The sequence below is a fragment of the Pseudomonas sp. 05N431 genome, from assembly GCF_056397005.1.
This window is the reverse complement of record NZ_JBFTMN010000001.1, coordinates 254,318-277,326: the sequence shown is the minus strand read 5'-3', so window position 1 is coordinate 277,326 and position 23,009 is coordinate 254,318. Positions and strand designations below refer to the sequence as shown.

Annotated in this window: 16 protein-coding genes; 7 read left to right on the top strand and 9 right to left on the bottom strand. The window is 60.4% G+C overall.

The features are described 5' to 3' along the window. Nucleotides 1–1,098 precede the first annotated feature (1,098 nt). From AC1DIG_RS01220 to AC1DIG_RS01210, 3 genes are all read left to right on the top strand, one after another. Nucleotides 1,099–4,194, top strand: coding sequence for an autotransporter domain-containing protein (locus AC1DIG_RS01220; RefSeq protein WP_477765779.1), 3,096 nt, complete (start codon nt 1,099–1,101; stop codon nt 4,192–4,194). A gap of 43 nt (nt 4,195–4,237) precedes the next feature. Beyond that, nucleotides 4,238–5,932, top strand: a complete 1,695-nt coding sequence (locus AC1DIG_RS01215) for a polyurethane esterase (protein ID WP_477765778.1) — start codon at nt 4,238–4,240, stop codon at nt 5,930–5,932. A 102-nt stretch (nt 5,933–6,034) separates the two neighbouring features. After that, a complete protein-coding gene (locus AC1DIG_RS01210; RefSeq protein ID WP_477765777.1) occupies nt 6,035–7,888 on the top strand; it encodes a polyurethane esterase in 1,854 nt (617 codons plus the stop codon). Between the two features lie 49 nt (nt 7,889–7,937). Here AC1DIG_RS01210 and AC1DIG_RS01205 read toward each other — a convergent pair whose 3' ends face one another. After that, nucleotides 7,938–8,381: a hypothetical protein gene (locus AC1DIG_RS01205; protein WP_477765776.1), complete on the bottom strand. Its 444-nt coding sequence runs from the start codon at nt 8,379–8,381 to the stop codon at nt 7,938–7,940. Nucleotides 8,382–8,664: 283 nt separating this feature from the next. Here AC1DIG_RS01205 and AC1DIG_RS01200 point away from each other — a divergent pair, with 283 nt between their 5' ends. Next, nucleotides 8,665–9,051, top strand: a complete 387-nt coding sequence (locus AC1DIG_RS01200; RefSeq protein ID WP_477765775.1) for a hypothetical protein — start codon at nt 8,665–8,667, stop codon at nt 9,049–9,051. Between the two features lie 9 nt (nt 9,052–9,060). On the opposite strand, the gene AC1DIG_RS01195 is transcribed toward AC1DIG_RS01200, so the two are convergent. Then, on the bottom strand, nt 9,061–9,285 hold the full coding sequence (locus AC1DIG_RS01195; RefSeq protein WP_477765774.1) for a YgdI/YgdR family lipoprotein: 225 nt from the start codon (nt 9,283–9,285) through the stop codon (nt 9,061–9,063). Nucleotides 9,286–9,704: 419 nt separating this feature from the next. Between AC1DIG_RS01195 and AC1DIG_RS01190 the strand changes: the two genes are divergently transcribed. Further along, nucleotides 9,705–11,357 (top strand): VRR-NUC domain-containing protein, encoded by a 1,653-nt coding sequence (locus AC1DIG_RS01190; RefSeq protein ID WP_477765773.1) that lies wholly within the window; start codon nt 9,705–9,707, stop codon nt 11,355–11,357. Continuing rightward, entirely contained in the window at nt 11,354–13,618 is a 2,265-nt protein-coding gene (locus AC1DIG_RS01185) for an ATP-dependent DNA helicase (RefSeq protein ID WP_477765772.1), read from the top strand. Before AC1DIG_RS01190 ends, AC1DIG_RS01185 begins: the two co-directional genes overlap by 4 nt. Before the next feature lie 15 nt (nt 13,619–13,633). On the opposite strand, the gene AC1DIG_RS01180 is transcribed toward AC1DIG_RS01185, so the two are convergent. The 5 genes from AC1DIG_RS01180 to AC1DIG_RS01160 form a co-directional block, all read right to left on the bottom strand. Beyond that, nucleotides 13,634–14,431: a DJ-1/PfpI family protein gene (locus AC1DIG_RS01180; RefSeq protein ID WP_477765771.1), complete on the bottom strand. Its 798-nt coding sequence runs from the start codon at nt 14,429–14,431 to the stop codon at nt 13,634–13,636. Between the two features lie 108 nt (nt 14,432–14,539). Further along, the gene (locus tag AC1DIG_RS01175; protein ID WP_477765770.1) at nt 14,540–15,037 is read right to left on the bottom strand and encodes a GNAT family N-acetyltransferase; all 498 of its coding nucleotides are present in this window, start codon (nt 15,035–15,037) and stop codon (nt 14,540–14,542) included. Between the two features lie 36 nt (nt 15,038–15,073). Continuing rightward, complete coding sequence (locus AC1DIG_RS01170; RefSeq protein ID WP_477765769.1) at nt 15,074–16,387, bottom strand: NAD(P)/FAD-dependent oxidoreductase; 1,314 nt, start codon at nt 16,385–16,387, stop codon at nt 15,074–15,076. Further along, complete coding sequence (locus AC1DIG_RS01165) at nt 16,384–17,472, bottom strand: polyamine ABC transporter substrate-binding protein (protein WP_477765768.1); 1,089 nt, start codon at nt 17,470–17,472, stop codon at nt 16,384–16,386. The genes AC1DIG_RS01170 and AC1DIG_RS01165 overlap by 4 nt, the downstream gene beginning before the upstream one ends. A 183-nt stretch (nt 17,473–17,655) precedes the next feature. After that, nucleotides 17,656–19,014 carry a glutamine synthetase family protein gene (locus tag AC1DIG_RS01160; protein WP_477765767.1) on the bottom strand — a complete coding sequence of 453 codons (1,359 nt, stop codon included), beginning with the start codon at nt 19,012–19,014 and terminating at the stop codon, nt 17,656–17,658. Between the two features lie 173 nt (nt 19,015–19,187). On the opposite strand from AC1DIG_RS01160, the gene AC1DIG_RS01155 reads away from it, so the two are divergent. Beyond that, complete coding sequence (locus tag AC1DIG_RS01155; protein WP_477765766.1) at nt 19,188–20,120, top strand: helix-turn-helix domain-containing protein; 933 nt, start codon at nt 19,188–19,190, stop codon at nt 20,118–20,120. On the opposite strand, the gene AC1DIG_RS01150 is transcribed toward AC1DIG_RS01155, so the two are convergent. Together AC1DIG_RS01150 and AC1DIG_RS01145 are read right to left on the bottom strand one after the other, a co-directional pair. Further along, nucleotides 20,117–20,716 carry a cupin domain-containing protein gene (locus AC1DIG_RS01150; protein WP_477766064.1) on the bottom strand — a complete coding sequence of 200 codons (600 nt, stop codon included), beginning with the start codon at nt 20,714–20,716 and terminating at the stop codon, nt 20,117–20,119. The genes AC1DIG_RS01155 and AC1DIG_RS01150 overlap by 4 nt on opposite strands. 209 nt (nt 20,717–20,925) lie before the next feature. Next, the gene (locus AC1DIG_RS01145; protein ID WP_477765765.1) at nt 20,926–22,887 is read right to left on the bottom strand and encodes an oxidoreductase; all 1,962 of its coding nucleotides are present in this window, start codon (nt 22,885–22,887) and stop codon (nt 20,926–20,928) included. Between the last annotated feature and the right edge of the window lie 122 nt (nt 22,888–23,009).

Genomic DNA, 23,009 nt, shown 5'->3' with positions numbered 1-23,009 from the left:
TCGCCAATGCGGACAGCTTGGTGGGCCTGGTGCACCGCAGCGTCTGGTTTTACGACTGCTTCGCAGCCGAACGCGGCCTGCGGCCGCTGCTACAGGGTTGTGTACACCGCAGCTTTTGTAGCAGCTGGCGAAGCAGGCGTTCGAGTGCGAAGCGCTCGCCAATGCGGACGGCTCGGTGAGCCTGACGTACCGCGAGGCATGGTTTTACGACTGCTGCGCAGCCGAACGCGGCCTGCGGCCGCTGCTACAGGGGGGGGCACCGCAGCTTTTGTAGCAGCTGGCGAAGCCGGCGTTCGAGTGCGCAGCGCTCGCCGATGCGGACGGCTCGGTGAGCCTGACGTACCGCGGGGCATGGTTTTACGACTGCTGCGCAGCCGAACGCGGCCTGCGGCCGCTGCTACAAGGGGGGGGCACCGCAGCTTTTGTAGCAGCTGGCGAAGCCGGCGTTCGAGTGCGAAGCGCTCGCCGATGCGGACGACTCGGTGAGCCTGATGCACCGCAGGGCATGGTTTTACGACTGCTGCGCAGCCGAACGCGGCCTGCGGCCGCTGCTACAGGGGGGGGCGCACCGCAGCTTTTGTAGCAGCTGGCGAAGCCGGCGTTCGAGTGCGCAGCGCTCGCCAATGCGGACAGCTTGGTGGGCCTGGTGCACCGCAGCGTCTGGTTTTACGACTGCTGCGCAGCCGAACGCGGCCTGCGGTCGCTGCTACAGGGTTGTGTACACCGCAGCTTTTGTAGCAGCTGGCGAAGCCGGCGTTCGAGTGCGCAGCGCTCGCCAATGCGGACAGCTCGGTGAGCCTGGCGTACCGCGAGGCATGGTTTTACGACTGCTTCGCAGCCGAACGCGGCCTGCGGCCGCTGCTACAGGGTTGTGTACACCGCAGCTTTTGTAGCAGCTGGCGCAGCCTGCGTTCGAGTGCGCAGCGCTCGCCAATGCGGACAGCTTGGTGAGCCTGACGTACCGCAGGGTATGGATTTACGACTGCTTCGCAGCCGAACGCGGCCTGCGGCCGCTGCTACGGGAAATGCGCAACACAACAAGATGCGTGCGGATAAACACGCGGGGATTCAAGCAAGTCAACTAAGGAAGGTAGCTGGATGAAAGACAAGTCTCGCAACAACACACCGGTGAAAATCGGTATCAGCCGCAAGGCCAAAGCCCTCAATGGGGCCTTTATCGCTTATCTGGCGGCGATCGGGGTCGCTCAAGCCGCGCCCTATGTGGAAAGCGGCAAGCTCGGCGATCCGAACAGCTGGCGCAGTCCCGAATTCAATGCCGAGTGGGGGCTGGGCGCGATCAACGCCCAGGATGCCTATGCGGCCGGGTACACCGGCAAAGGCATCAAGTTGGGCATCTTCGATCAACCGGTCTACGCCAAGCACCCGGAGTTTTCCGGCGTGGACAAAGTAGTGACGCTGGTCACCAGCGGTATCCGCGAATACACCGACCCCTACATTCCGGTCAAAGCCGGAGATGCCTTTCGCTATGACGGCACACCGACGGTAGGTTCCGACGGCAAACTAGGGTACCACGGTACTCACGTCGGCGGGATTGCCGCCGGCAGCCGCGATGGCAGCCCGATGCACGGCGTGGCGTTCAACGCGCAAATCATCAGTGCCGACAACGGCGACCCGGGACCTGAAGACGGGATCATTCTCGGCAATGACGGTGCTGTCTACAAAGCCGGCTGGGACGGACTGCGAGAAAGCGGCGCACGGATCATCAACAACAGCTGGGGCATCGGCATCACCGATCGCTTCAAAAAGGGTGGCAAGGACCCGGCGTTCCCACACTTCACCGTGCAGGACGGCCAGGCACAGTTCGATCAGATCCAGCCGCTGCTCAACACCAAACAGGGCGGTGCTTACCGAGGCGCCATCGACGCGGCGCGCAGCGGTATCGTGACCATCTTCGCCGCGGGTAACGACTACAACCTCAACAACCCGGACGCGATAGCCGGCCTGGGCTACTTCGTGCCGGACATTGCCGCGAACTGGGTCACGGTCGCGGCGCTGCAAATGAACCCGGACACCACTAGCGCCAATCCCTACATCATCAGCACCTTCTCGTCGCGTTGCGGTTATACCGCAGGCTTTTGTGTGTCGGCACCGGGTACCAAGATCTACAGCGCGGTGCTCGGCGGTACCAACGCCGATGACCTGACCGTGGGCTATGCCAACAAGAACGGCACCTCGATGGCCGCGCCACACGTTGCCGGCGCCACCGCGGTGTTGATGGAGCGCTTCCCGTACATGACCGGTGCGCAGGTCGCCACGGTACTGAAAACCACCGCCACCGACATGGGCGCACCGGGCATCGATTCGTTGTACGGCTGGGGCATGATCAACCTGCGCAAGGGCATCGACGGCCCCGGCATGTTTGTCGCCGATGCCGACATTCCGCAGGAATTCCGCGTGGCCGGGTCCTATGGCTCCGGTCAGTTTGTCGCAGACCTGCCAGGCATCGGTGCGGTCATCGATGCCGGCAAACCAACGCAGCGGATCTGTAACGACATCAGTTGCGGGTTTGACGTCTGGCGCAACGATATTTCCGGCCACGGCGGTTTGACCAAGCAGGGCATTGGCACGCTGGTGATGACCGGCAGCAACACGTATGCCGGGCCAACCCTGGTGAATCAGGGGCGACTGGCCGTCAACGGTTCGTTGCTGTCGGCGGTCACGGTCAACGAAAGCGGCATCCTCGGTGGCTCCGGGCGGGTCGGCGCATTGACCGCGAAAAGCGGCGGCACCGTCGCACCAGGCAACTCGATCGGCACCTTGCACGTAGCCGGCGATGTCACCTTCGAACCTGGTTCGACCTATGCCGTCGAGCTGTCGCCCACCAGCAGCGACAGCATCGTTGCCGGCGGTACAGCCACGATCCAGGGCGCGACCGTGAGCCTGTCGCTGGAAAACAGTCCGACGCTGCTGAGCCCCAGCGACGTGAAAAGCCTGATCGGTCATCAGTACAACATCCTGCAAGCGGCCGGCGGTATCCAGGGCCAGTTCGGTGCGGTGTTGCCGAACTACGCGTTTATCGGTGGCAGTCTCGATTACTCGGCGACCGGCGTGCAATTGGCGATCGAACGCAACGGCAACTCCTTCGCCAGCGTCGGGCAAACCCCGAATCAACGCTCCGTGGCTGCCGCTGCCGAGCAACTGGGCGCGGGCAACGCCGTGTATGAAAGCCTGCTGCTGTCGCCGAACGCGGCGAGCGCGCAGCAAGCCTTCCAGCAATTGTCCGGAGAAATTCATCCGGCGATCGGCACCTTGCTGGTCAACGACTCGCGCTATCTGCGTGATGCCGTCGGTGAGCGCCTGCGCGATGGCGGTCTCTATGACGCCGCAACGCCCAACAGCAACGAGAACAACGCTTGGGTCAAAGTACTGGGTGCCTGGGGCAAGACCGACAGCAGCCACGACAATGCCAACTACACCAGCTCCATCAGTGGTCTGCTGGCCGGGGGCGACGGTTTGATTGCCGACCACACGCGTCTGGGTTTCGTCACCGGTTACAGCAACAGTTCGCTGAACATGGGCGATGGCACCCATTCTTCCGCCACGGTCGACAGCTACCACCTGGGTCTGTACGCCGGGCATGAAATGGATGCGCTGCGTCTGAGCGTCGGCGGTGCGTACAGCTGGCACCGCATCGACGCCAAACGCGACCTGCAGTTCGGCGACGTCAGCGCCAAGCAGAAATCCAAGCGCGATGCGCATACCACACAAGTGTTCACTGAGGCGGCTTATCGCCTGGACCTGCAACCATTGGCCCTGGAGCCGTTCGCCAATCTGGCCTACGTGCATTTGGACAGTGACAGTTTCACCGAGAAGGGTGGTGCGGCGGCGCTCAAGGGCGGCGACGACAACCGTGACGCGGTGCTTTCCACGCTGGGTCTGCGGGCGAGCAAACGTCTGGCGCTCAACGAGCATCAGCAACTCGACCTGTCCGGGACCCTGGGCTGGCAGCACAACCTGAGCAATACCCACTCCGAGGAAAACCTCGCGTTTGCATCCGGCAGCACGCCGTTTGCCGTGCAGAGCGTGTCCATGGACCGCAACGCGGCGGTGGTCGGCGTTCGCGCAGGACTGGCGTTGGCACGCGATGTCTCGCTGAACCTGGATTACAACGGACTGCTGGGCTCGCGGGACAAGACCCACGGCGTCGGGCTGACGCTCGACTGGCAGTTCTGATTTGAAAAACCGCAACACGTACCAGCAATGAAGAGGCAAGAAAATGGGTGTTTTTGATTACAGGAAGTTCGGCAGCGAGGCCAGCAAGGCCTTGTACAGCGATGCGATTGCATTGACGCTGTACGCCTACACACCGACCGGCAAGCCATTGGCCAGCGGCTGGACGCCGGTCACCGCCGGACAATTGGGCTATAAGGGCAAGGTCGGTGCCCAGGGCACGTTCTTTGGCGAGCAGGACGGCTTCACCAGTGCCGAAGCCGAAGTGCTGGCCAAGTACGATGCGGCGGGCAAGCTGATCTCCCTCGGTATCGCGTTTCGCGGGACCGGAGGCTTGGGTTACAGCGACACCTACGGTGACATGAAGAACAATCTGCTGGCCGCTGTCGGCCCGACGGATTATGCGAAGAACTACGCCAAAAGCGCCTTCGATAACTTGCTCAAGGACGTCGCCGCGTTCGCCAGCGCCAAGGGCCTGAACGCCAAGGACGTGCTGATCACTGGCCACAGCCTTGGTGGTCTGGGCGCCAACAGCGTGGCCGAATTGAGTGCCGACCACTGGGGCGGCTACTTCAAGGACGCCAACTACATGACCTTCGCCTCGCCGACGCAAAGCTCGGCGGGCACCCATGTGTTGAACATCGGTTACGAAAACGACCCGGTGTTTCGCGTGCTCGACGGCACCACCTTCACCAGTTCATCGCTGTACAAGCACGACAAGCCCCAGGAGTCGGCGACCAACAACATCGTCAACGTCAACGACCATTACGTCTCCACCCAGATGACCCCGTTCAGCATTGCCAACCCGCAACACTGGGCGGCCCACAGTTCCCTCGGTTATGCCGACGGCCTGAATCGGGTGATCGGCTCGAGCTTCTACGACCTCACCAGCAAGGACTCGACGATCCTCGTCTCGACCTTGTCGGAGTCGTTGCGCGCCAGCACCTGGATCGAAGACCTGGGCCGCAGTGGCGAAACCCACACCGGCAGCACCTTCATCATCGGCACCGACAGCAACGATTTGCTGCGCGGCGGCACAGGTAATGACTTCCTCGAAGGCCGCGACGGCAATGACACCTTCAGGGATGCGGGTGGCTACAACATCCTGCTCGGCGGCAAAGGACAGAACGTTTTCGACCTGCAACAGCCACTGAAGAACTTCACCTTTGCCAACGACGGTGACGGCACGCTGTATGTGCGCGACAGCTATGGCGGCATCAGCATCACCCGCGACATCGGCGCGCTGGTCAGCAAGGAATCGGGCGCCATGTGGGGCCTGCTGAACAAGGACGTTACCTACAACGTCAGCGCCAAAGGCTTGTTGGCCGGCACCGACCTGACTCACTACAACCACTCGCTCAATGGCGATGCCTACGGTAATTCGCTGGTGGCGACCGCCGACGGTGACTGGTTGTTCGGGTTGAAGGGCAACGATGTGCTGCGCAGCGACAAGAGCCAGGTGACGTTCGTCGGCGGCGAGGGGAATGACGTCATGTATGCCTCCGGCGGCCACAACACTTTCCTGTTCAGCGGTGCGTTCGGCTTCGACGCCATCAATGGCTACCAGGGCAGCGACAAGCTGGTGTTCATGGGCGTTCAAGGCGCGGGGCAGGGCTATGACTACAGCCAGCATGTTTCGCAATCGGGTAACGACACGCTGCTCAAGGTCGGCGACTACGCGGTGACGCTGGTGGGTGTCGGCCTGAATAACCTGTCTGGTGCGGAGATCGTATTTGCTTAAACCGCAGCACAAGGCATTGCACTAACTGGAACGCTCCGCACTGCGGGGCGTTCCAGCTGCGTGAGCTATCTCTAACAATTTCAACAAAAGAGAGGCAATACCATGGGTGTTTATGACTACAAAAACCACAACTCAGCCGAATCCAAGGCGCTGTTTTCCGATGCGCTGGCGATCACGCTGTATTCCTATCACAACCTCGACAATGGCTTTGCCACGGGCTATCAGCACAATGGTTTCGGCCTCGGCCTGCCGGCGACGCTGGTCACTGCGCTGATCGGCGGCACCGACTCGCAAGGGGTGATCCCCGGCGTTCCCTGGAACCCCGATTCGGAAAAAGCCGCGCTGGACGCTGTGCAAAAGGCCGGCTGGACCCCGATCACCGCCAGCCAGTTAGGTTATGGCGGCAAGGTCGATGTGCGGGGAACCTTCTTCGGCGAGAAAGCCGGTTACACCAGCGCTCAGGTCGAGATCCTCGGCAAGTACGATACTCAAGGGCATCTCACGGAAATCGGCATCGCGTTTCGCGGTACCAGCGGTCCGCGTGAAATACAGATCAGCGACTCCATCGGCGATGTGATCAACGACCTGATGGCCGCGCTGGGCCCCAAGGACTACGCCAAGAATTACACCGGTGAAGCCTTTGGTTCATTGCTCAAGGATGTCGCTGTATTTGCCACCGCCAATGGCCTGAGCGGCAAGGACGTACTGGTCAGCGGCCACAGCCTCGGCGGACTGGCAGTTAACAGCCTGGCTGACCTGAGCGGCGATCACTGGAACGGCTTCTACAAGGATTCCAACTACATCGCCTACGCGTCACCGACCCAAAGCAGCACCGACAAGGTGCTCAACATCGGTTACGAAAACGATCCGGTATTCCGCGCGCTGGACGGTTCAACGTTCAACCTGGCATCGGTCGGCGTACACGATGCGCATCAGGATTCGGCAACCAACAACATCGTCAGCTTCAACGACCATTACGCCTCGGCGGCATGGAACGTGTTGCCGTTTTCGATCCTCAACGTCCCGACCTGGATTTCCCATCTGCCCACCGGTTACGGCGATGGCATGACCCGGGTATTGGAGTCGAAGTTCTACGACCTGACCAGCAAGGACTCGACGATCATCGTCGCCAACCTGTCGGACCCGGCGCGCAGCAACACCTGGGTTCAGGACCTCAACCGCAACGCCGAAACCCACAAGGGCAGCACCTTCATTATCGGCAGTAACGGCGACGACCTGATCCAGGGTGGCAAAGGCAACGACTATCTTGAGGGCGGCAACGGCAACGACACCTTCAGGGATGCCGGTGGCTACAACATCCTGCTGGGCGGCAAGGGCAGCAACACACTGGACTTGCAGCAGTCGGTGAAAAACTTCGATTTTGCCAACGATGGCGCCGGTACTTTGTACGTGCGCGATGCCAACGGCGGGATCAGTATCACCCGCGACATTGGCAGCCTGACCAGCAAAGAGCCGGGGTTCCTCTGGGGCTTGCTCAAGGATGACGTGACTCATAGCGTCACCGACAAAGGCTTGCTGGCCGGCAATGTGCTGACTCAGTACGAGTCATCGGTGAAAGGCGATGCGGGCGACAACGTCCTCACGGCGCATGCAGCCGGCGACTGGCTGTTTGGCCTGGACGGCAATGATCATCTGATCGGCGGCAAGGGCAATGACGTGTTTGTCGGCGGTGCCGGTAATGACCTGATGGAGTCGGGCGGGGGGAGCAACACCTTCCTGTTCAGCGGCCACTTCGGCAACGACCAGATCCTCGGCTACCAGAGCAGCGACAAGCTGGTCTTCCTCGGGGTCGACGGCGTGGGGCAAAACTACGACGTACGCGACTACGCCAAAGCCGTAGGCGCCGATACCGTGTTGAGCTTCGGTAATGACTCGGTGACGCTGGTCGGGGTCGGGCTCGATCACCTGGCCAGTTCAGGCGTGGTGATCGCCTGACGTTAAAAAGCCCGGCGCGAACTTCGGTTCGCGTCGGGCTTTTCAGCGTTTATTCATAGTGAATCACGATGCCCTTGAGCTTGCGTCTCTGCTCGCTGTGGAGATCCCGGTCCAGCGGAAGCGCAACGCTGACGTAATCCGAAATGGGCAGGGTCATGTCGTAGATCACCACCACCGCATCGCCGCCGATTTTTGCCGCTTCTTCACGCAGTCTCTGTTCGAACTCGTCGATGGGCGGAGCCGGCTGCGCGCGCGTGTGCAGAATCACTTCACCCAACCGCGTGTACGGTCGTGTGGGCGGGGTACGCAGTATTTGCACCGAGTTCGGGGACGTGGCGACTGCGTGCTGGACCCCGGCGTATTCGCTGGTGTGTGCGTGGATACTGCTGCACGCACTGAGCCCGAATACGGCAAGGGCCAGTGCCAGAACTTTGAAGCCGGGCAGGGGAAGCGCGAAGTCCTTATCGCTCAAAGGGCGTTGTAGGGGCTGCACGCTGGTAATTCCTTCTGATTGAAAAAGGTGACCTGTCGCTACACGGCAGGCTCAAATACCGGACAAAAGCGTTTTCCCGGGATCAGGAAAACGCCCGTCGATTTGAAAAGCATAGCCACAATGTTCCGGTGAGCCAGGCGTAAATCGGAGTTTTGTGCATGTGCTCCGGTTTTTTTTTGCCATGGCATTAAACCACCGGCCAGGCCATGCGTTTCCAGAGGGCGCGACCTTCGCGTGACACAGACGTAGGGCGTTGTGAATCGAAAACAGGAGATTGAACACAGTGAGTAACAGCAAGAGGCAGGCAGTCGCAGCAACGCTGATGATTTTATCGGCGAGCGCGATAGCTGAGGAGTTGCCTCATGGCTCGATTTTGAACCGATACGGCGTGACCGCCGATCAACTGCCAACCCCCGCGCAGGTCGAACAGACCGAACCTGAGCCCGAGAAAAGCCGTTTCCAGATTCAGCCGGAACAACCCTGGGTGAAACTGAGCCTGGGTGACGGCAAGCAACCGCCCGTGACCGGCAACATCAGCATCGACAACGCGAATGCCCGGGAATACGAGCGCTGCCAAACCATCAGGGGGCAATTGCTGCGACGCGGCGGGCAGGTTATTTCCTGCGATAACAGTATCCCGGGGCAATACCCTGCATTGCAGATGCCCTGAGGCGTTCGATCATTTTTCGGTGCGGATGGTGGCGACGTCGTCCGCCTTGACCTTGATCTTGGCGTCGGAAATGTCCCTGAACTCAATGAAACCGTCCGTGCCCTTGGTTTTCGGCATGTCCTTGGTCAAATATTGGGTGCCGTTCTGCAACGTCACCACCGTTGGCGACGCGCAACCGCCTAATGCCAGCAAGCCCATGATGACCAGGGGCACGCTCAGAATGCGGATATTCATGGATAAACCTCTCTTTCAGAACTCTTTTGATCGTCTCGACGCACAGGTGCGTCATTTCGGTACTGACTGTTCTTGGTGTCACTCACTCCAGGAAAGTTCGGCTCACGGCTGAAAAAGCCACCAAACCGGCTGATGTCAGTCAGCCAAGTGAACCCAAGGTTCAAAACAACAAAGACCGAATGTGGGAGCGAGCTTGCTCGCGATGACGGTTTTATATTCGACATCAATGTTTACTGTTACACCGCTATCGCGAGCAAGCTCGCTCCCACACTAGACTTGCTTCGTTTTATAGAATGTATCTCCCTGGCTGACTGGCATTACACAAAATCCTCCGCTGATCTTTTTCCATTTGCCAGCATCGGGCTCAGCTGATATCTGTACGCATAACCAGTACCCGCTCGCCATGGCGCTTTCTATTCGTGACAGTCAATCCGCTCGAAGATCCGTTCTATTACCTGAACAACTTTCAACAAGTGCTCGTCTGGCTTGAGCAGCGCTATGTCGACGTGCTCAGTGCGCAGGAGCAGCAATTCATCATTGATTTTGGCCAGTTGCCGCGCGCCTCTCAGGCACTGCTGGTCAGGATGGTCATGCGCAAGGGCGAGCATTTTCGCCTCGGCAAGTTGCACTACGCCGAAATAGGCGAGATCGCCCGCGCGGCAGAACCCTTGCTGAACCTTGGCTGGGTTGACGAACAGGCGCCCCTGTCGATTGAGCAACTGTTCGAGGTGCTGCTCAAACCGGAAATCCTTCAGTGCTTCAGCACAGCCATCGAACAACCCAAAGCGAAAAAGTCCGAGTGGCTGGCCGCATTGAGCGAGCAGTTCACCGAGCCGCAGCCCTTCAGGAATTGGTGCCCGACGCTGGATGACCGGTTGTTGAGCCTGACCATCATGGACCTGTGCGATCGGCTGCGGCTGATGTTCTTCGGCAATCTGTATCAGGACTGGTCGGAGTTCGTCCTGGCGGATCTTGGGGTCTTTATCTACGAGAAAGTCGAGTTTTGCGCCGAATCCCGAGGCTTGCGCAGCCGTGACGACGTCGAGGCATTTCTCTATCTGCACGATTGCCAACTGCGCTTTGAAACCGGGGAGGCGCTGGAACAGGTCGTCGAACAGATCCAGGCACTGCAAACTGGCAACCCCTGGCTCGAGCGGCGCCGCGCCAAGCTGCTGTTCCAGATCGGGCAACATTGCGAGCGCATCGCCGATTTCTCGGCAGCGCTGACGATCTACCGAGAATGTGCATACCCCGGCGCCAGGTTGCGCTTGATCCGGGTGCTGGAACGTTGCGCCGAGTTTCAATTGGCCCTGGAGTTGGCGACCCACGCCGAACACGCGCCGGAGAGCGCCGCCGAGCAACAACAATTGTTGCGGGTGCTGCCCCGGTTGCGACGCAAACTCGGCGGCCCGCCAATGCCCCGGGTCAAGGCCCGCGAAGTTGAACGCCTGGACCTGAGTCTGTCGCGAATCGACCCGGCACTGTCAGTCGAGTTCTACGTGCAGGCTCATCTCGATGAACCCACGGCGCCAGTGCATTACGTCGAAAACAGCCTGATCAACTCGTTGTTCGGGTTGCTCTGCTGGCCGGCGATTTTCGCACCGTTGCCTGGCGCATTTTTTCACCCGTTCCAGCGCGGGCCGGTAGACCTGCTCAGCGAAGATTTTCATTCCCGGCGTGCCGAACTGTTCCAGGCGTGCCTGGCAGAGCTGGACGATGGGCGTTATGCCGAGACCATCCGCCAGCGTTTTCGCGTCAAATCAGGCGTGCAGTCACCCTTTGTGTTTTGGGGCGTGCTGACCGAGGAGCTGCTTGAGCAGGCGCTGGACTGTCTGCCGGCTGAACACCTCAAGCACTGGTTCAATCGCCTGTTGCTGGACATCAAGGCCAATCGTGCCGGGATGCCGGACCTGATCCAGTTCTGGCCGCAACACAAGACCTACCGGATGATCGAGGTCAAAGGCCCGGGCGATCGTCTGCAAGACAACCAACTGCGCTGGCTGGAGTTCTGCCACGAGCATCAGATGCCTGTCGCCGTCTGTTATGTGCAATGGGCGGAGCATGAGGCGTGAGCTACAGCGTTGCGGTGCGGGCGCTGTGTGAGTTCACCGCCAAGGTCGGTGATCTCGACCTGCGTTTCACCCCGTCGCCGACAGCCCTGGAAGGCATCGTCGGTCACCGCACTGTCGCTTCGCGGCGTAGTGAAACCTATCAAAACGAAGTCGCCCTTGAAGGTGAATATCGGCAATTGACAGTCAGGGGCAGGGCGGACGGTTATGACCCTGGCCAGAACCGTCTTGAGGAAATCAAAACCTACCGTGGCGAACTGGAACGGATGCCGGCCAACCACCGTCAGTTGCATTGGGCCCAGGCGAAAATCTACGGCTGGCTGATGTGTCAGAAACTGCAGCTGGCCGAGATCAAACTGGCGCTGGTGTATTTCGATATCGTCAGCGAAAAGGAAACCAGCCTGGTCGAAACCTGGAGCGCGCTTGAGCTGGAGCGTTTCTTCACGCTGCAGTGCGGGCTGTTTCTGCGCTGGGCCGAGCAGGAAATGGCCCATCGTGAAGCGCGCAATCAGGCCGCGCAGGTGCTGCGCTTTGCGTACCCGGACTTTCGCCCGGGGCAACGTCACCTTGCCGAATCAGTGTTCAAGGCGGTCAGCACCGGTCGCTGCCTGATGGCCCAGGCCCCGACCGGCATCGGCAAAACGGTCGGCACACTGTTCCCGATGCTCAAGGCGCTGGCGCCGCAACAGCTGGACAAGGTGTTTTTCCTCACTGCCAAGACTCCCGGACGCAAATTGGCGCTGGATGCGGCACAAGTGATCGTTGACGGCAGCGACGGCTTACCATTGCGAGTGCTCGAGATGATTGCTCGCGACAAAGCCTGCGAGCATCTGGACAAAGCCTGTCACGGCGAATCCTGCCCGTTGGCGCAAGGCTTTTACGATCGTTTGCCGGCGGCCCGTGAGGCGGCGAGTCAGGTGACCTTGCTCGATCAGGCGGCCCTGCGCGAGATCGCCCTGGAACATCAGGTGTGTCCGTATTACCTGAGCCAGGAAATGGCCCGTTGGGCTGACGTAGTAGTTGCCGACTACAACTACTATTTCGACTTCAGTGCGTTGCTGTTCGGTTTGGCTCAGGCCAACCAGTGGAAGGTCGCGGTGCTGGTGGATGAGGCCCACAACCTGGTGGAGCGCGGTCGGCAGATGTACAGCGCCAGCCTCGATCAATTCACCTTGAATACCCTGCGCAAAAGCGCTCCCGAGGTGCTGAAGAAAAGCTTGCAGCGGGTCAACCGTGAATGGAATACGCTGCACAAAACACAGATCAGCCCCTATCAGGCCTACTCCAAGGCTCCGGAAAAATTGTTGCAGGCGCTGTCGCTCTGCACGACGGCCATTGGCGATTACCTCAACGATCACCCGCAGGGGCTGGACGCTGCGTTGCAGAGTTTCTATTTCGATGCGCTGCAATTCAGCCGGGTCGCCGAGCTGTTCGATGAGCATTTCCTGTTCGACATCAGCAAGCGCGACCTTAGTACCACGCGTAGCCTGTCGCAGCTGTGCCTGCGCAACGTGGTGCCGGCTGGTTTCATCCGCCCGCGCCTGACGGCGGCGCGCAGCACGGTGATGTTTTCCGCGACCTTGAGCCCGCAGCGCTATTACGCCGACCTGCTCGGGTTGCCGGCGAGCACGGTATGGATCGACGTCGAGTCGCCGTTCAATGCCGAGCAGCTCAAGGTGCAGATTGTCAGTCAGATCTCCACCCGATTCGTGCACCGGCAGGCTTCGCTCGAACCGATTGTCGAGCTTATGGGCCGACAGTTCACGGAGCGTCCCGGCAACTACCTGGCATTCTTCAGCAGCTTTGATTACCTGCAACAAGTGGCGCAGTTGTTCGCCGAGACTTGGCCGCAGATCAACCAGTGGTCGCAGTCGCGCGGCATGGACGAAGCCCGGCGTCAGGAATTTCTTGAACAGTTCACGGCCACCAGTCAGGGCGTCGGCTTTGCGGTACTGGGCGGGGCGTTTGGTGAAGGTATCGACTTGCCGGGCTCACGGTTGATCGGTGCGTTCATCGCGACGCTAGGGCTGGCGCAACTGAACCCGGTCAACGAGCAGCTGAAACAGCGCATGGCGGCGATCTTCGGCGCAGGTTACGACTACACCTACCTGTTTCCCGGTGTGCAGAAGGTGGTGCAAGCGGCTGGACGGGTGATTCGTACCCAGCAGGATCAAGGCGTGGTGATGCTGATCGATGACCGTTTTGGCGAAAGCAAGGTTCAGCAGTTGCTGCCGCGTTGGTGGTCGGTCAGCGGGCGCGGGTGAGGCGTCACGCAGCCATCAATGCATGCCGACTGTCCAGTCGGCCCGGCGCGGGGCCTGAACACCGTGTGCCTGGTGCACCATGCTGACCAGCTCCGCCGCAAAACGGTGGCAGTCACCTGGCCAGCGTGCGGTCAGCAGGTTGCCGTCGCGGACGATAAATCCGCGTTGCGGGTTTTCTGTCGAATCACGTTGCGCGAATCGCGGCCCCGGCAAGAAGTCATGGACGCTGGCCAATGCCGCGGTGACTTCGGCCTGCACGGTTTGCGAATAGGTGCGGTAGTAGCGGCCGAGCCACGGCGCGGTGATCCACCAGGCTGGCAGCTCCATGGTGTTGGCCAGCAACGCGGTCACCTTGCGCCCGTGCAGCACTGAAAGACCGTTGTCGGCATCCAGCGTGCGGGCCAGCAACAAGACACCGTGGCAGACCGCTGCGACCGGTTTCTGTGCATCAAAGAAGTGCCGGACAATCCGCCGGGCGTCTTCGGATTCGAGCAAACTGCGCATGCCCTTGGCGTGGCCGCCCGGGATCACCAGCCCCTCGAACTGCTCGGGGTCTACTTCGGCGTAGGCCATGGGTGATTTGAAACCCTCGTCGGCGGTCATGGCGGCGTAACACTGAAGATCTTCTTTTCGGGTCATCAGCAGCGAGTTCAGTGGCCCGAATCCCATGTCCACCAGTCGCGAGTCGGCATAGGCCGGCAACCCTTTTGGCGTCGCGAAGCGCACCTCGATTCCGGCGTCATGCAACGCCTGCCAGGGCACGCTGCTTTCAGTGGGGTCGTAGTCAGCCTGAGGTAGCAGGAAAAGCAGCATGCACAAAGCCTCGAGTCGTCAGTGCCGGGGAGCGTCTATTGCTCTGAGTCTGGACGCAGGGACTGGACTTCGCCAGCCATTACCTGCCGATTCGATGCAGTCAGTGGCTCAACTTTCATTGAATCGAAACTTGAACAATGTGCACGGGTAGCCGTCGACGGGAAGCTGATGGCGAGTGAACTGACCCTGGGTCAGCTCGGGAATGATTTTGGACCAAAAAACCTGCGCCGGCTGATTGGCGTCGATATGAAAAATCTGCCACTGACCGGGAAGCTGCTGGAGCAGGGCAGACACTACGAACCTCCCGACGCCGTGACCTCGATAGCGGCGGCTGACGAAGAGATAACCGATGTTGTACTGCACGTCGTCGAAACGAACTGCGTCGTCAACCGTCACGAACCCGGCGATCTCCCCATCAACCTTGATCAGGAACGGCTGCGTTGCAGGCTTTCGCCAGTAGTCGAGCATCGGCTGAAGAGGGAAGAAACCATGGGCGCCAATCGTCAGCGGCAGCCACTCGCTGAAGTCGTACAGATAGAACTGCATCAGGTTTTCGATGCAGTCCAGTTCATCCCGTTGTGCGCGGTGCAGTTCGATCGCGGCCATTGCCCGAAGCTCCAGACGATTCGATGACGATGGCCATTAACCTAGCACCTCACGCAAACGATGCCACAACATACCCAGTGCCAGGAGCGGTGTACGCAATGCACGCCCACCCGGAAAGGTCATGTGCGGCACCGCACTGAAGACGTCCAGGCCTTGGCTGTGTCCTGCATGAATCGTCTCGGCCAGCAGGCGCGCGGTCCAATGCGTGACGTTGAGGCCATGACCGGAATAGCCTTGGGCATAAAACACGTTCGGGTACTGCGCCAACCGCCCGACCTGAGGGAAGCGGTTGGCGGTGATGCCGATCCGGCCGCCCCATTGATAGTCGATGCGCAGATCGGCCAACTGTGGGAACACCTTGAGCATTTTCGGGCGCATGTAGGCAGCGATGTCCGCCGGATCGCGTCCGGAATAATGGCAGGCGCCGCCGAACAGCAAGCGCCGGTCTGCCGAAAGCCGGTAGTAGTCGAGTCCGACTTTCTGGTCGCACAGCGCCAGGTTCTGTGGGATCAGTTCGGCGGCAGCCTGCTCTGATAACGCCTCGGTCGCGATGATGTAACTGCCCGCCGGCAGCACCTTGCCGCTGAGCCGTGGTTCCAGATCCTCCAGGTGCGCGTTGCAGGCCAGCACCAGACTGCCGGCGCGTACCGTGCCGCCTGCGCAGCGAACCTGCGCGGTGCTGCCATGGATGATCTCCAGCACCGGGCTTTGCTCGAAAATCCGCACCCCCAGCGACGCGGCGACCCGAGCCTCGCCGAGCACCAGGTTGAGCGGGTGCAGATGGCCGGAGCCCATGTCCACCAGTCCGCCTGCGTACACACCGGAGTTCACCACCTGGCGCATGTCCTCGGGCCTGACGAGGCGGGTTGCATGGGCATAACCCTGGGCGTCCAGGGTTTCCTGCTCCAGCTGAAACGCGGCGAATTGCGCGGGTGTGTTGGCCAGTTCGCAGAAGCCCCAACGCAGGTCGCAGTCGATGCCGTGCTCGCGGATGCGATTGCCCACCACCTCGACCGATTCGATGCCGGCGCGCTCCAGATAGCGCACGCCTTCCTGGCCGACGTAACGGGCAAAGCCCGAAACGTCGTGGCCAATGCCACGGATCAACTGCCCGCCATTGCGGCCGCTGGCGCCCCAGCCGATCCGTCGGCCCTCCAGCAGGATCACCGAGAGCCCGCGCTGGGCCAGCTCAATGGCGGTGTTGACGCCGGTAAAACCGCCGCCGATCACGCAGACGTCGGCCTCAAGATCCGCCGTCAGCGTCGGGTGTTGCACCATCGCGTTGGCGGAGGCGTTGTAATAGGAGCGGGCGTGTTCCGCCGGCAGGTTTATAGCAGTTGCCTGATTCATTTATTGGACTTCACTTTGCTCCAGGAACGGGTCATCACGCGCATGATTTCCGGTGTCGGTGTGGTCGAGATGTACAGCTTGTCCAGCACCGCCTGGGAGGGGTAAACCTCTGGGTTATTCACCAGTTCCGCGTCCATGAACTGCTTGGCCGCAGGGTTGGGGTTGGCGTAACCGACGGTGGCGCTGACCTTGGCGATCACCTCCGGCTCCAGCAGATAGTTGATGAATTCGTGGGCTTGTTTGGCGTTACCGGCATCGGCGGGCACGGCCAGCAGGTCGAACCACAGGTTGCTGCCTTCCTTGGGGATCGCGTAGGCGATGTTCACGCCGTTTTTCGCTTCCTTGGCACGGTTCGCCGCCTGGAACACGTCGCCCGAGTAACCAAAGGCAATGCAGATGTCGCCGTTGGCCAGGTCCGACACGTACTTGGACGAGTGGAAGTAGGTGATGTACGGGCGGATGCTCAGCAGCTTGGCTTCGGCTTTCTTGTAGTCTTCGACGTTCGAACTGCGTGGGTCCATGCCCATGTAGTTGAGCATCGCCGGGAAGACTTCATCGGCCGAGTCCATCATCGACACGCCACACTGGCTGAGCTTCTTCAGGTTTTCCGGCTCGAACAGCACGGCCCAGGAGTCGATGTGATCGACCCCCAGCACTTTTTTGATCTTGTCGACGTTGTAGCCGATGCCGTTCGTGCCCCACAGGTACGGTACCGAGTGCTCGTTACCCGGGTCGTTCTTCTCCAGCAGCGTCAGCAGTTTAGGGTCGAGGTTTTTCCAGTTCGGCAGCTGCGAGCGGTCCAGTTTGAGGAACGCGCCGGCTTTGACCTGACGCGCCAGAAAGTGGTTGGAAGGCACCACCACGTCATACCCGGTGCGCCCGGCGAGCAGTTTGCCTTCCAGGGTTTCGTTGGAGTCGAATACGTCATAGATGACCTTGATACCGGTTTTCGCCTGGAAGTCGGCGAGGGTGGTCGTACCGATATAGTCGGTCCAGTTGTACACACTGACGCTCGGCTGCGCTTGCGCGCCGAGGCTGCAGAACAGCGCGAGCGCTGCGGGAACGACTGATTTCAATAGACGCATTTCGACACCTCTTTGAATGATTGTTTTCGATGTGTGTTTGGTCGGAGCTTTTCAGTCAGCGCAATACATGTGGGAGCGAGCTTGCTCGCGATAGCGGTAGTTCAGTCAGCATTGATGTTGAATGTAATGCCGCTATCGCGAGCAAGCTCGCTCCCACAGGGGTAGTGTTTCAATTGATAGAGATCAGACACTCAGCAACAGAAACTCGCGCTCCCAGGAACTGATCACCCGCTTGAAGTTTTCATGCTCGGCGCGCTTGACCGCGACGTAGCCGCGGACGAACTTGGTCCCCAGATAACGCTCGATGGTCGGGCAATCTTCCATGTGCGCCAGTGCATCCTCGATGGTGATCGGCAGGCGCAGGTTGCGTCGCTCATACGCGCGGCCCTGCACCGGGGCGCTCGGTTCGATGCGTTCGATCATGCCCAGGTATCCGCACAACAGGCTGGCGGCGATGGCCAGGTACGGGTTGGCATCGGCGCCCGGCAAACGGTTTTCCACGCGCATGGCCTCGGGACCGGAAGTCGGTACGCGCAGGCCGACGGTACGGTTTTCTTCGCCCCACTCAACGTTCACCGGTGCCGAGGTGTCCGGCAGGAAGCGGCGGAAAGAGTTGACGTTGGGCGCGAACATCGGCAGCAGTTTCGGAATGTATTTTTGCAGACCGCCGATGTGGTGCAGGAACAGCTCGCTCATCTGCCCGTCGCTGTCGGCGAAGATCGGTTTGCCGGTGGCGATATCGACCACGCTTTGGTGCAAGTGCATGGCACTGCCCGGTTCGTCGCCGATCGGCTTGGCCATGAAGGTCGCGGTGACGTTGTGCTTGAGCGCCGCTTCGCGCAGGGTGCGCTTGAACACGGTGATCTGGTCGGCCAGATCCAGCGCGTCGCCGTGACGGAAGTTGATTTCCATCTGCGCCGGGCCGTCTTCGTGGATCAGTGTGTCGAGGTCCAGGCCTTGCAGTTCGCACCAGTCGTAGACGTCTTCGAACAGCGGATCGAATTCGTTGGCGGCGTCGATGGAGAACGACTGACGACCGCTTTCGGCGCGGCCCGAACGGCCCAGCGGTGCCTTGAGCGGCAAGTCCGGGTCTTCGCAGCGCTGGGTCAGGTAGAACTCCATTTCCGGCGCCACGATCGGCTGCCAGCCTTTGTCGGCATAGAGCTTGAGGACTTTCTTGAGCACGTTACGCGGCGACAGTTCGATCGGGTTGCCGAGCTTGTCGAAGGTGTCGTGAATCACAATGGCGGTCGGCTCGATCGCCCACGGCACCACGTAAATCGCCGAAGAATCCGGCCGGCAAACCATGTCGATGTCGGCAGGGTCGAGCAGGTCGTAGTAAATGTCGTCGTCGACAAAGTCCCCGGTTACCGTTTGCAACAGCACACTTTCCGGCAGGCGCATGCCTCGCTCATGCAGGAACTTGTTGGTGGGCGCTATCTTGCCGCGAGCGATACCGGTCAGGTCACTGACCACGCATTCGACTTCGGTAATCTTGTGTTCTTTCAGCCATGAAGACAGCTGATCGAAAGGGGCATTCATAAAGACCTCGTAGTTGGTTTTATCAGCGCCGGAGTCGGTCACTGCATTGCGTGCAAGCGGCGAAAGACTTTCCCTGTAGCGCGTTGACGACTATCTTGGGCGAGGCGTTTCGATCCATCTATCCACTTTAAGCAGAACCAGAACGCACCAAAAAAGTGCGCACAGGTCATTCCATGACAGAGTCAAATCCCTTGCACGTGCAGGCTTTCAACACCGCTGATGTCGCCGAACAGATACGCGCGACCCCTGGCTGGGTGCAGCACTATCAGCAGATGTCGCCCGGACATTTCGCAGGACAAGTGCGTTATCTGGACCTGCAAGGCGTGGAGATTTACGAGGAGTGCATGAACACCCGCGTCGAGCAGAATTTCAGTGCGCCGCCAGGTTCGCTGGCGTTCTGTTTCGATCGCAGTGACAACGCGCTGTATCTGTTGAACGGCGAAAGCCGCAACATCTGGATCACCCCGGAGAACTACCAGGAAGTGGCCGTGGTCTTCGGCCCGGAATTCGTTCAGCGCAACGGCCTGAACGTCGAGCGGCTGGAAGGCTTGTTCATGGCGCCGCTCAATTCACAGCAGAACGCGTTGTTCAGCCGCTGGCTGAGCGGCACCCTGACCCGGCTGTCACAGACTTTCGATCCGCCGAGCAAGGAAGCGCTGACTCAACAGCTGCTGGACGATTGCCTGTTCATTCTCGACAACGCCTGCGTTTGCCTGGACCGAGGTGCGTTGCAGCGCCGGGCAGGGGAGCGAACGATCATGAAACGGATCGGTAATTGGGCGGCGGATACGCCGGAAGAGAACCTCAATTTGCTGGAGCTTTCGCAGGTCGCCGAAGTTTCATTGCGTCAGCTGCAACACGCGTTCAAAACCTACACCGGCATGGCGCCGGCCCAGTGGCTGCGCTTGCGCCGGCTCAACAGCGCCCGTCGTGAACTGCTCAGCCGCACGGCCACCGACACCACGGTGGCCGAAGTGGCGATGAACTGGTCGTTCTGGCACCTTGGGCGGTTTTCCAGCAGCTACCGGGCGCTGTTCAAGGAATTGCCGAGTGACACTTTGAAGCGTGCATGCGCCACTCAGTCGAATGGACACGTGCGCCGTTAAAATGTCGGCGGGGTAATCACCCATACCACTACGGCATCCACATCCCCTGGGTTGCCATAACGGTGGGGCTCCTGGCTGGAAAAGCTGAAGCTATCGCCTTCGTTGAGCTGAAAATAACGCTCCCCGACCCACAACTCGAAAGTGCCCGACAGCAGATAACCGGCTTCTTCGCCTTCGTGGCTGTAGCTGTGCTGGCTATAGGTGCCTGGCGGGAAGCGTGAGTGGAGCATTTCCAGCTGACGGTTGGGTTGCGGGGTCAGTAGTTGGTCGACGATACCGTCTTCGTAATGCACGCTCATGCGGCTGTTCTTGCGGACCACGTAACCGTGATCTTCGGGCGCGGTGTTGGCTTCGCTGGCGAAGAACCACTGGATGGTCACGCCCAGGCTGCGGGCAATGTTGAACAGCGCGGGGATCGACGGGTAGGCGAGGTTGCGTTCGAGCTGGCTGATGTAGCCTGCCGTCAACTCACTCATGTGCGCCAGTTCCGCCAGGGTCATGCCCCGACGTTTGCGCAGGCCACGAATCCGGGTGCCGAGAAAGTGCGGCTCTGCCGCGCCGCTTTCTGGCGAAGGCGCGCTGCTGGCAGGCGGCATCTTGCTGCTGTTGCTCATGGCGTGCTCCGAACGATGAAGGGGCCCAGTCAGTTGCACGCAGTCCATGTGGGAGCGAGCTTGCTCGCGATAGCGGCGGGTCAGTCAACAACGATGTTGAATGTACTGCCATCATCGCGAGCAAGCTCGCTCCCACAATGGACTGTGCTTGACTCACGGCCCAACGTAAAAGCCCCGGAGTATAAACAGCCTCAAAGCTCCCAGGCGACTTTCAAGCCTTCATAAATCGCTTCTTCGGCAGTACGCGGTGCCAGGCAGTCGCCGATCCGTCGAAACTCCACCAGACCTTGCAGTTCAGAACCCAGGGTATCCACCGGTTGATGGCCCTGGCAGAGCACCAGCGTATCGATGTTCTCGAACAACATCGGTTCACCGCTGGCGGTGTGTTGCAGGTAGACGGTGTTGTCGTCGCAACCGTAAAGCCGAGCGTACGGCGTGATCGGGATGCCCAGCTTATGCAGCTCACCGGCCAGTTGATCGCGCACGTACAGCGGCAGGTTTTCCCCGCAATGGGTGCCGTTGACCGCCAGTTGCACCTGATGCCCGGCGCGCACCAGGCGTTCGGCAATACCGGGGCCGATCCAGTCGCAGCGCCAGTCGACCACCACCACTGAACGGCCAATCGGCACCTCCTCGCGCAGCACCTGCCAGGCGTCCACCACCTGCAACTCACCGCCGCGTTCGAACCCCGGCCAGTAGGGCTCGGCGCCGGTGGCGACGATCACCATGTCCGGCCGTTCGCGCGCAACCAACGCCCGGTCGACCCGGGTATTGCGCACCACGCGTACCTCGGCCAGTTCCATCTCGCGCTGGAGGTTGGTACTGGCACCGCCGAACTCGCTGCGCCGTGGCAACAGTTGCGCCAAAAGCACTTGGCCGCCGAGTTGTGAACTGGCCTCGTAGAGCGTCACCTCATGCCCGCGTTGCGCAGCCACTGCCGCAGCTTTCATCCCGGCCGGACCACCGCCGGCAATCATGATGCGTTTGCGCTGGGTGGTCGCTTGCCGCTGGCCGAACAACAGCTCACGACCGGTTTCCGGGTGCTGGATACAGGAAATCGGCAGACCTTTGTGGAAGTGCCCGATACATGCCTGATTGCAGGCAATGCAGGCCCGCACATCTTCGGCGCGGCCGGCGTCGGTTTTGTTGGGCATTTGCGGATCGCAAATCAGCGCGCGGGTCATGCCGCACACATCGGCCTGGCCACGCACCAGAATCAGTTCAGCTTCCTGTGGCTGGTTGATGCGTCCGGTGACGAACAGCGGAATGCTCAGGCTGGCTTTGAAGGTTCCGGCTTCCTTGGCCAGGTAAGCGGCTTCGATCGCCATCGGCGGCACGATATGCACTGCGCCACCCAACGACGCCGAGGTGCCGGCGACGATGTGCACGTAATCCAGTTGTGCTTGCAGTGACTTGACCGCCTCCAGCGACTCGTCTTCGGTGAGCCCTTCGGGGTCGCGCTCATCGGCGGAAATGCGCAAGCCGATGATGAACTGTTCGTCGGTATTGGCGCGGACGGCCGCAATCACTTCACGCAAAAAGCGCAGACGCTGTTGCAGGTCACCGTTGTAGTCGTCAGTGCGACGGTTGACCCTTGGGTTGATGAATTGCGCCGGCAGGTAACCATGACTGGCGACCACCTCGACACCGTCGAGCCCGGCCTGATACAGGCGCCTTGCAGCAGCGCCATAACCGGCGATGATCTCGTCGATCATCGCCTGGTCAAGCGCTCGCGGCATCACCCGAAACCGCTCGTTGGGCACTGCCGAAGGCGAGTAGGCGACCGCCAGCAAGCCATCGCTGGACTCCATGATCTCGCGTCCGGGATGGAAAATCTGCGACAGCACCACGGTGCCGTGGGCATGGCAGCTTTGTGCGAGTTTCCGATAGCCCTCGATGCAGGCGTCGTCGGTCGCCATCAGCACATGCGAGGTGTAGCGCGCGCTGTCATGCACGCCGGCCACTTGCAACACGATCAGCCCGACACCGCCTTCGGCGCGGGCCTTGTGGTAGGCGATCAGTTGCTCGTTGACCAGGTTATCGGTGGGCATCGAGGTGTCATGCCCGCTGGACATGATGCGGTTTTTCAGGCGTTTGCCACGGATCTGCAACGGTTCGAACAGATGTGCAAAAGCAGGGGTCGAGGTCGGCATGGTACGGGTACTCCAGGCGGGCTGAAGCCGAAAGGCCGGGGTTTCGGCGTTGTTATTATTGCCCTATAGAAATTTACCGCCAGTAAAAAATCAACTTGTTTTTTTACTGGCGCTTGCAGTAG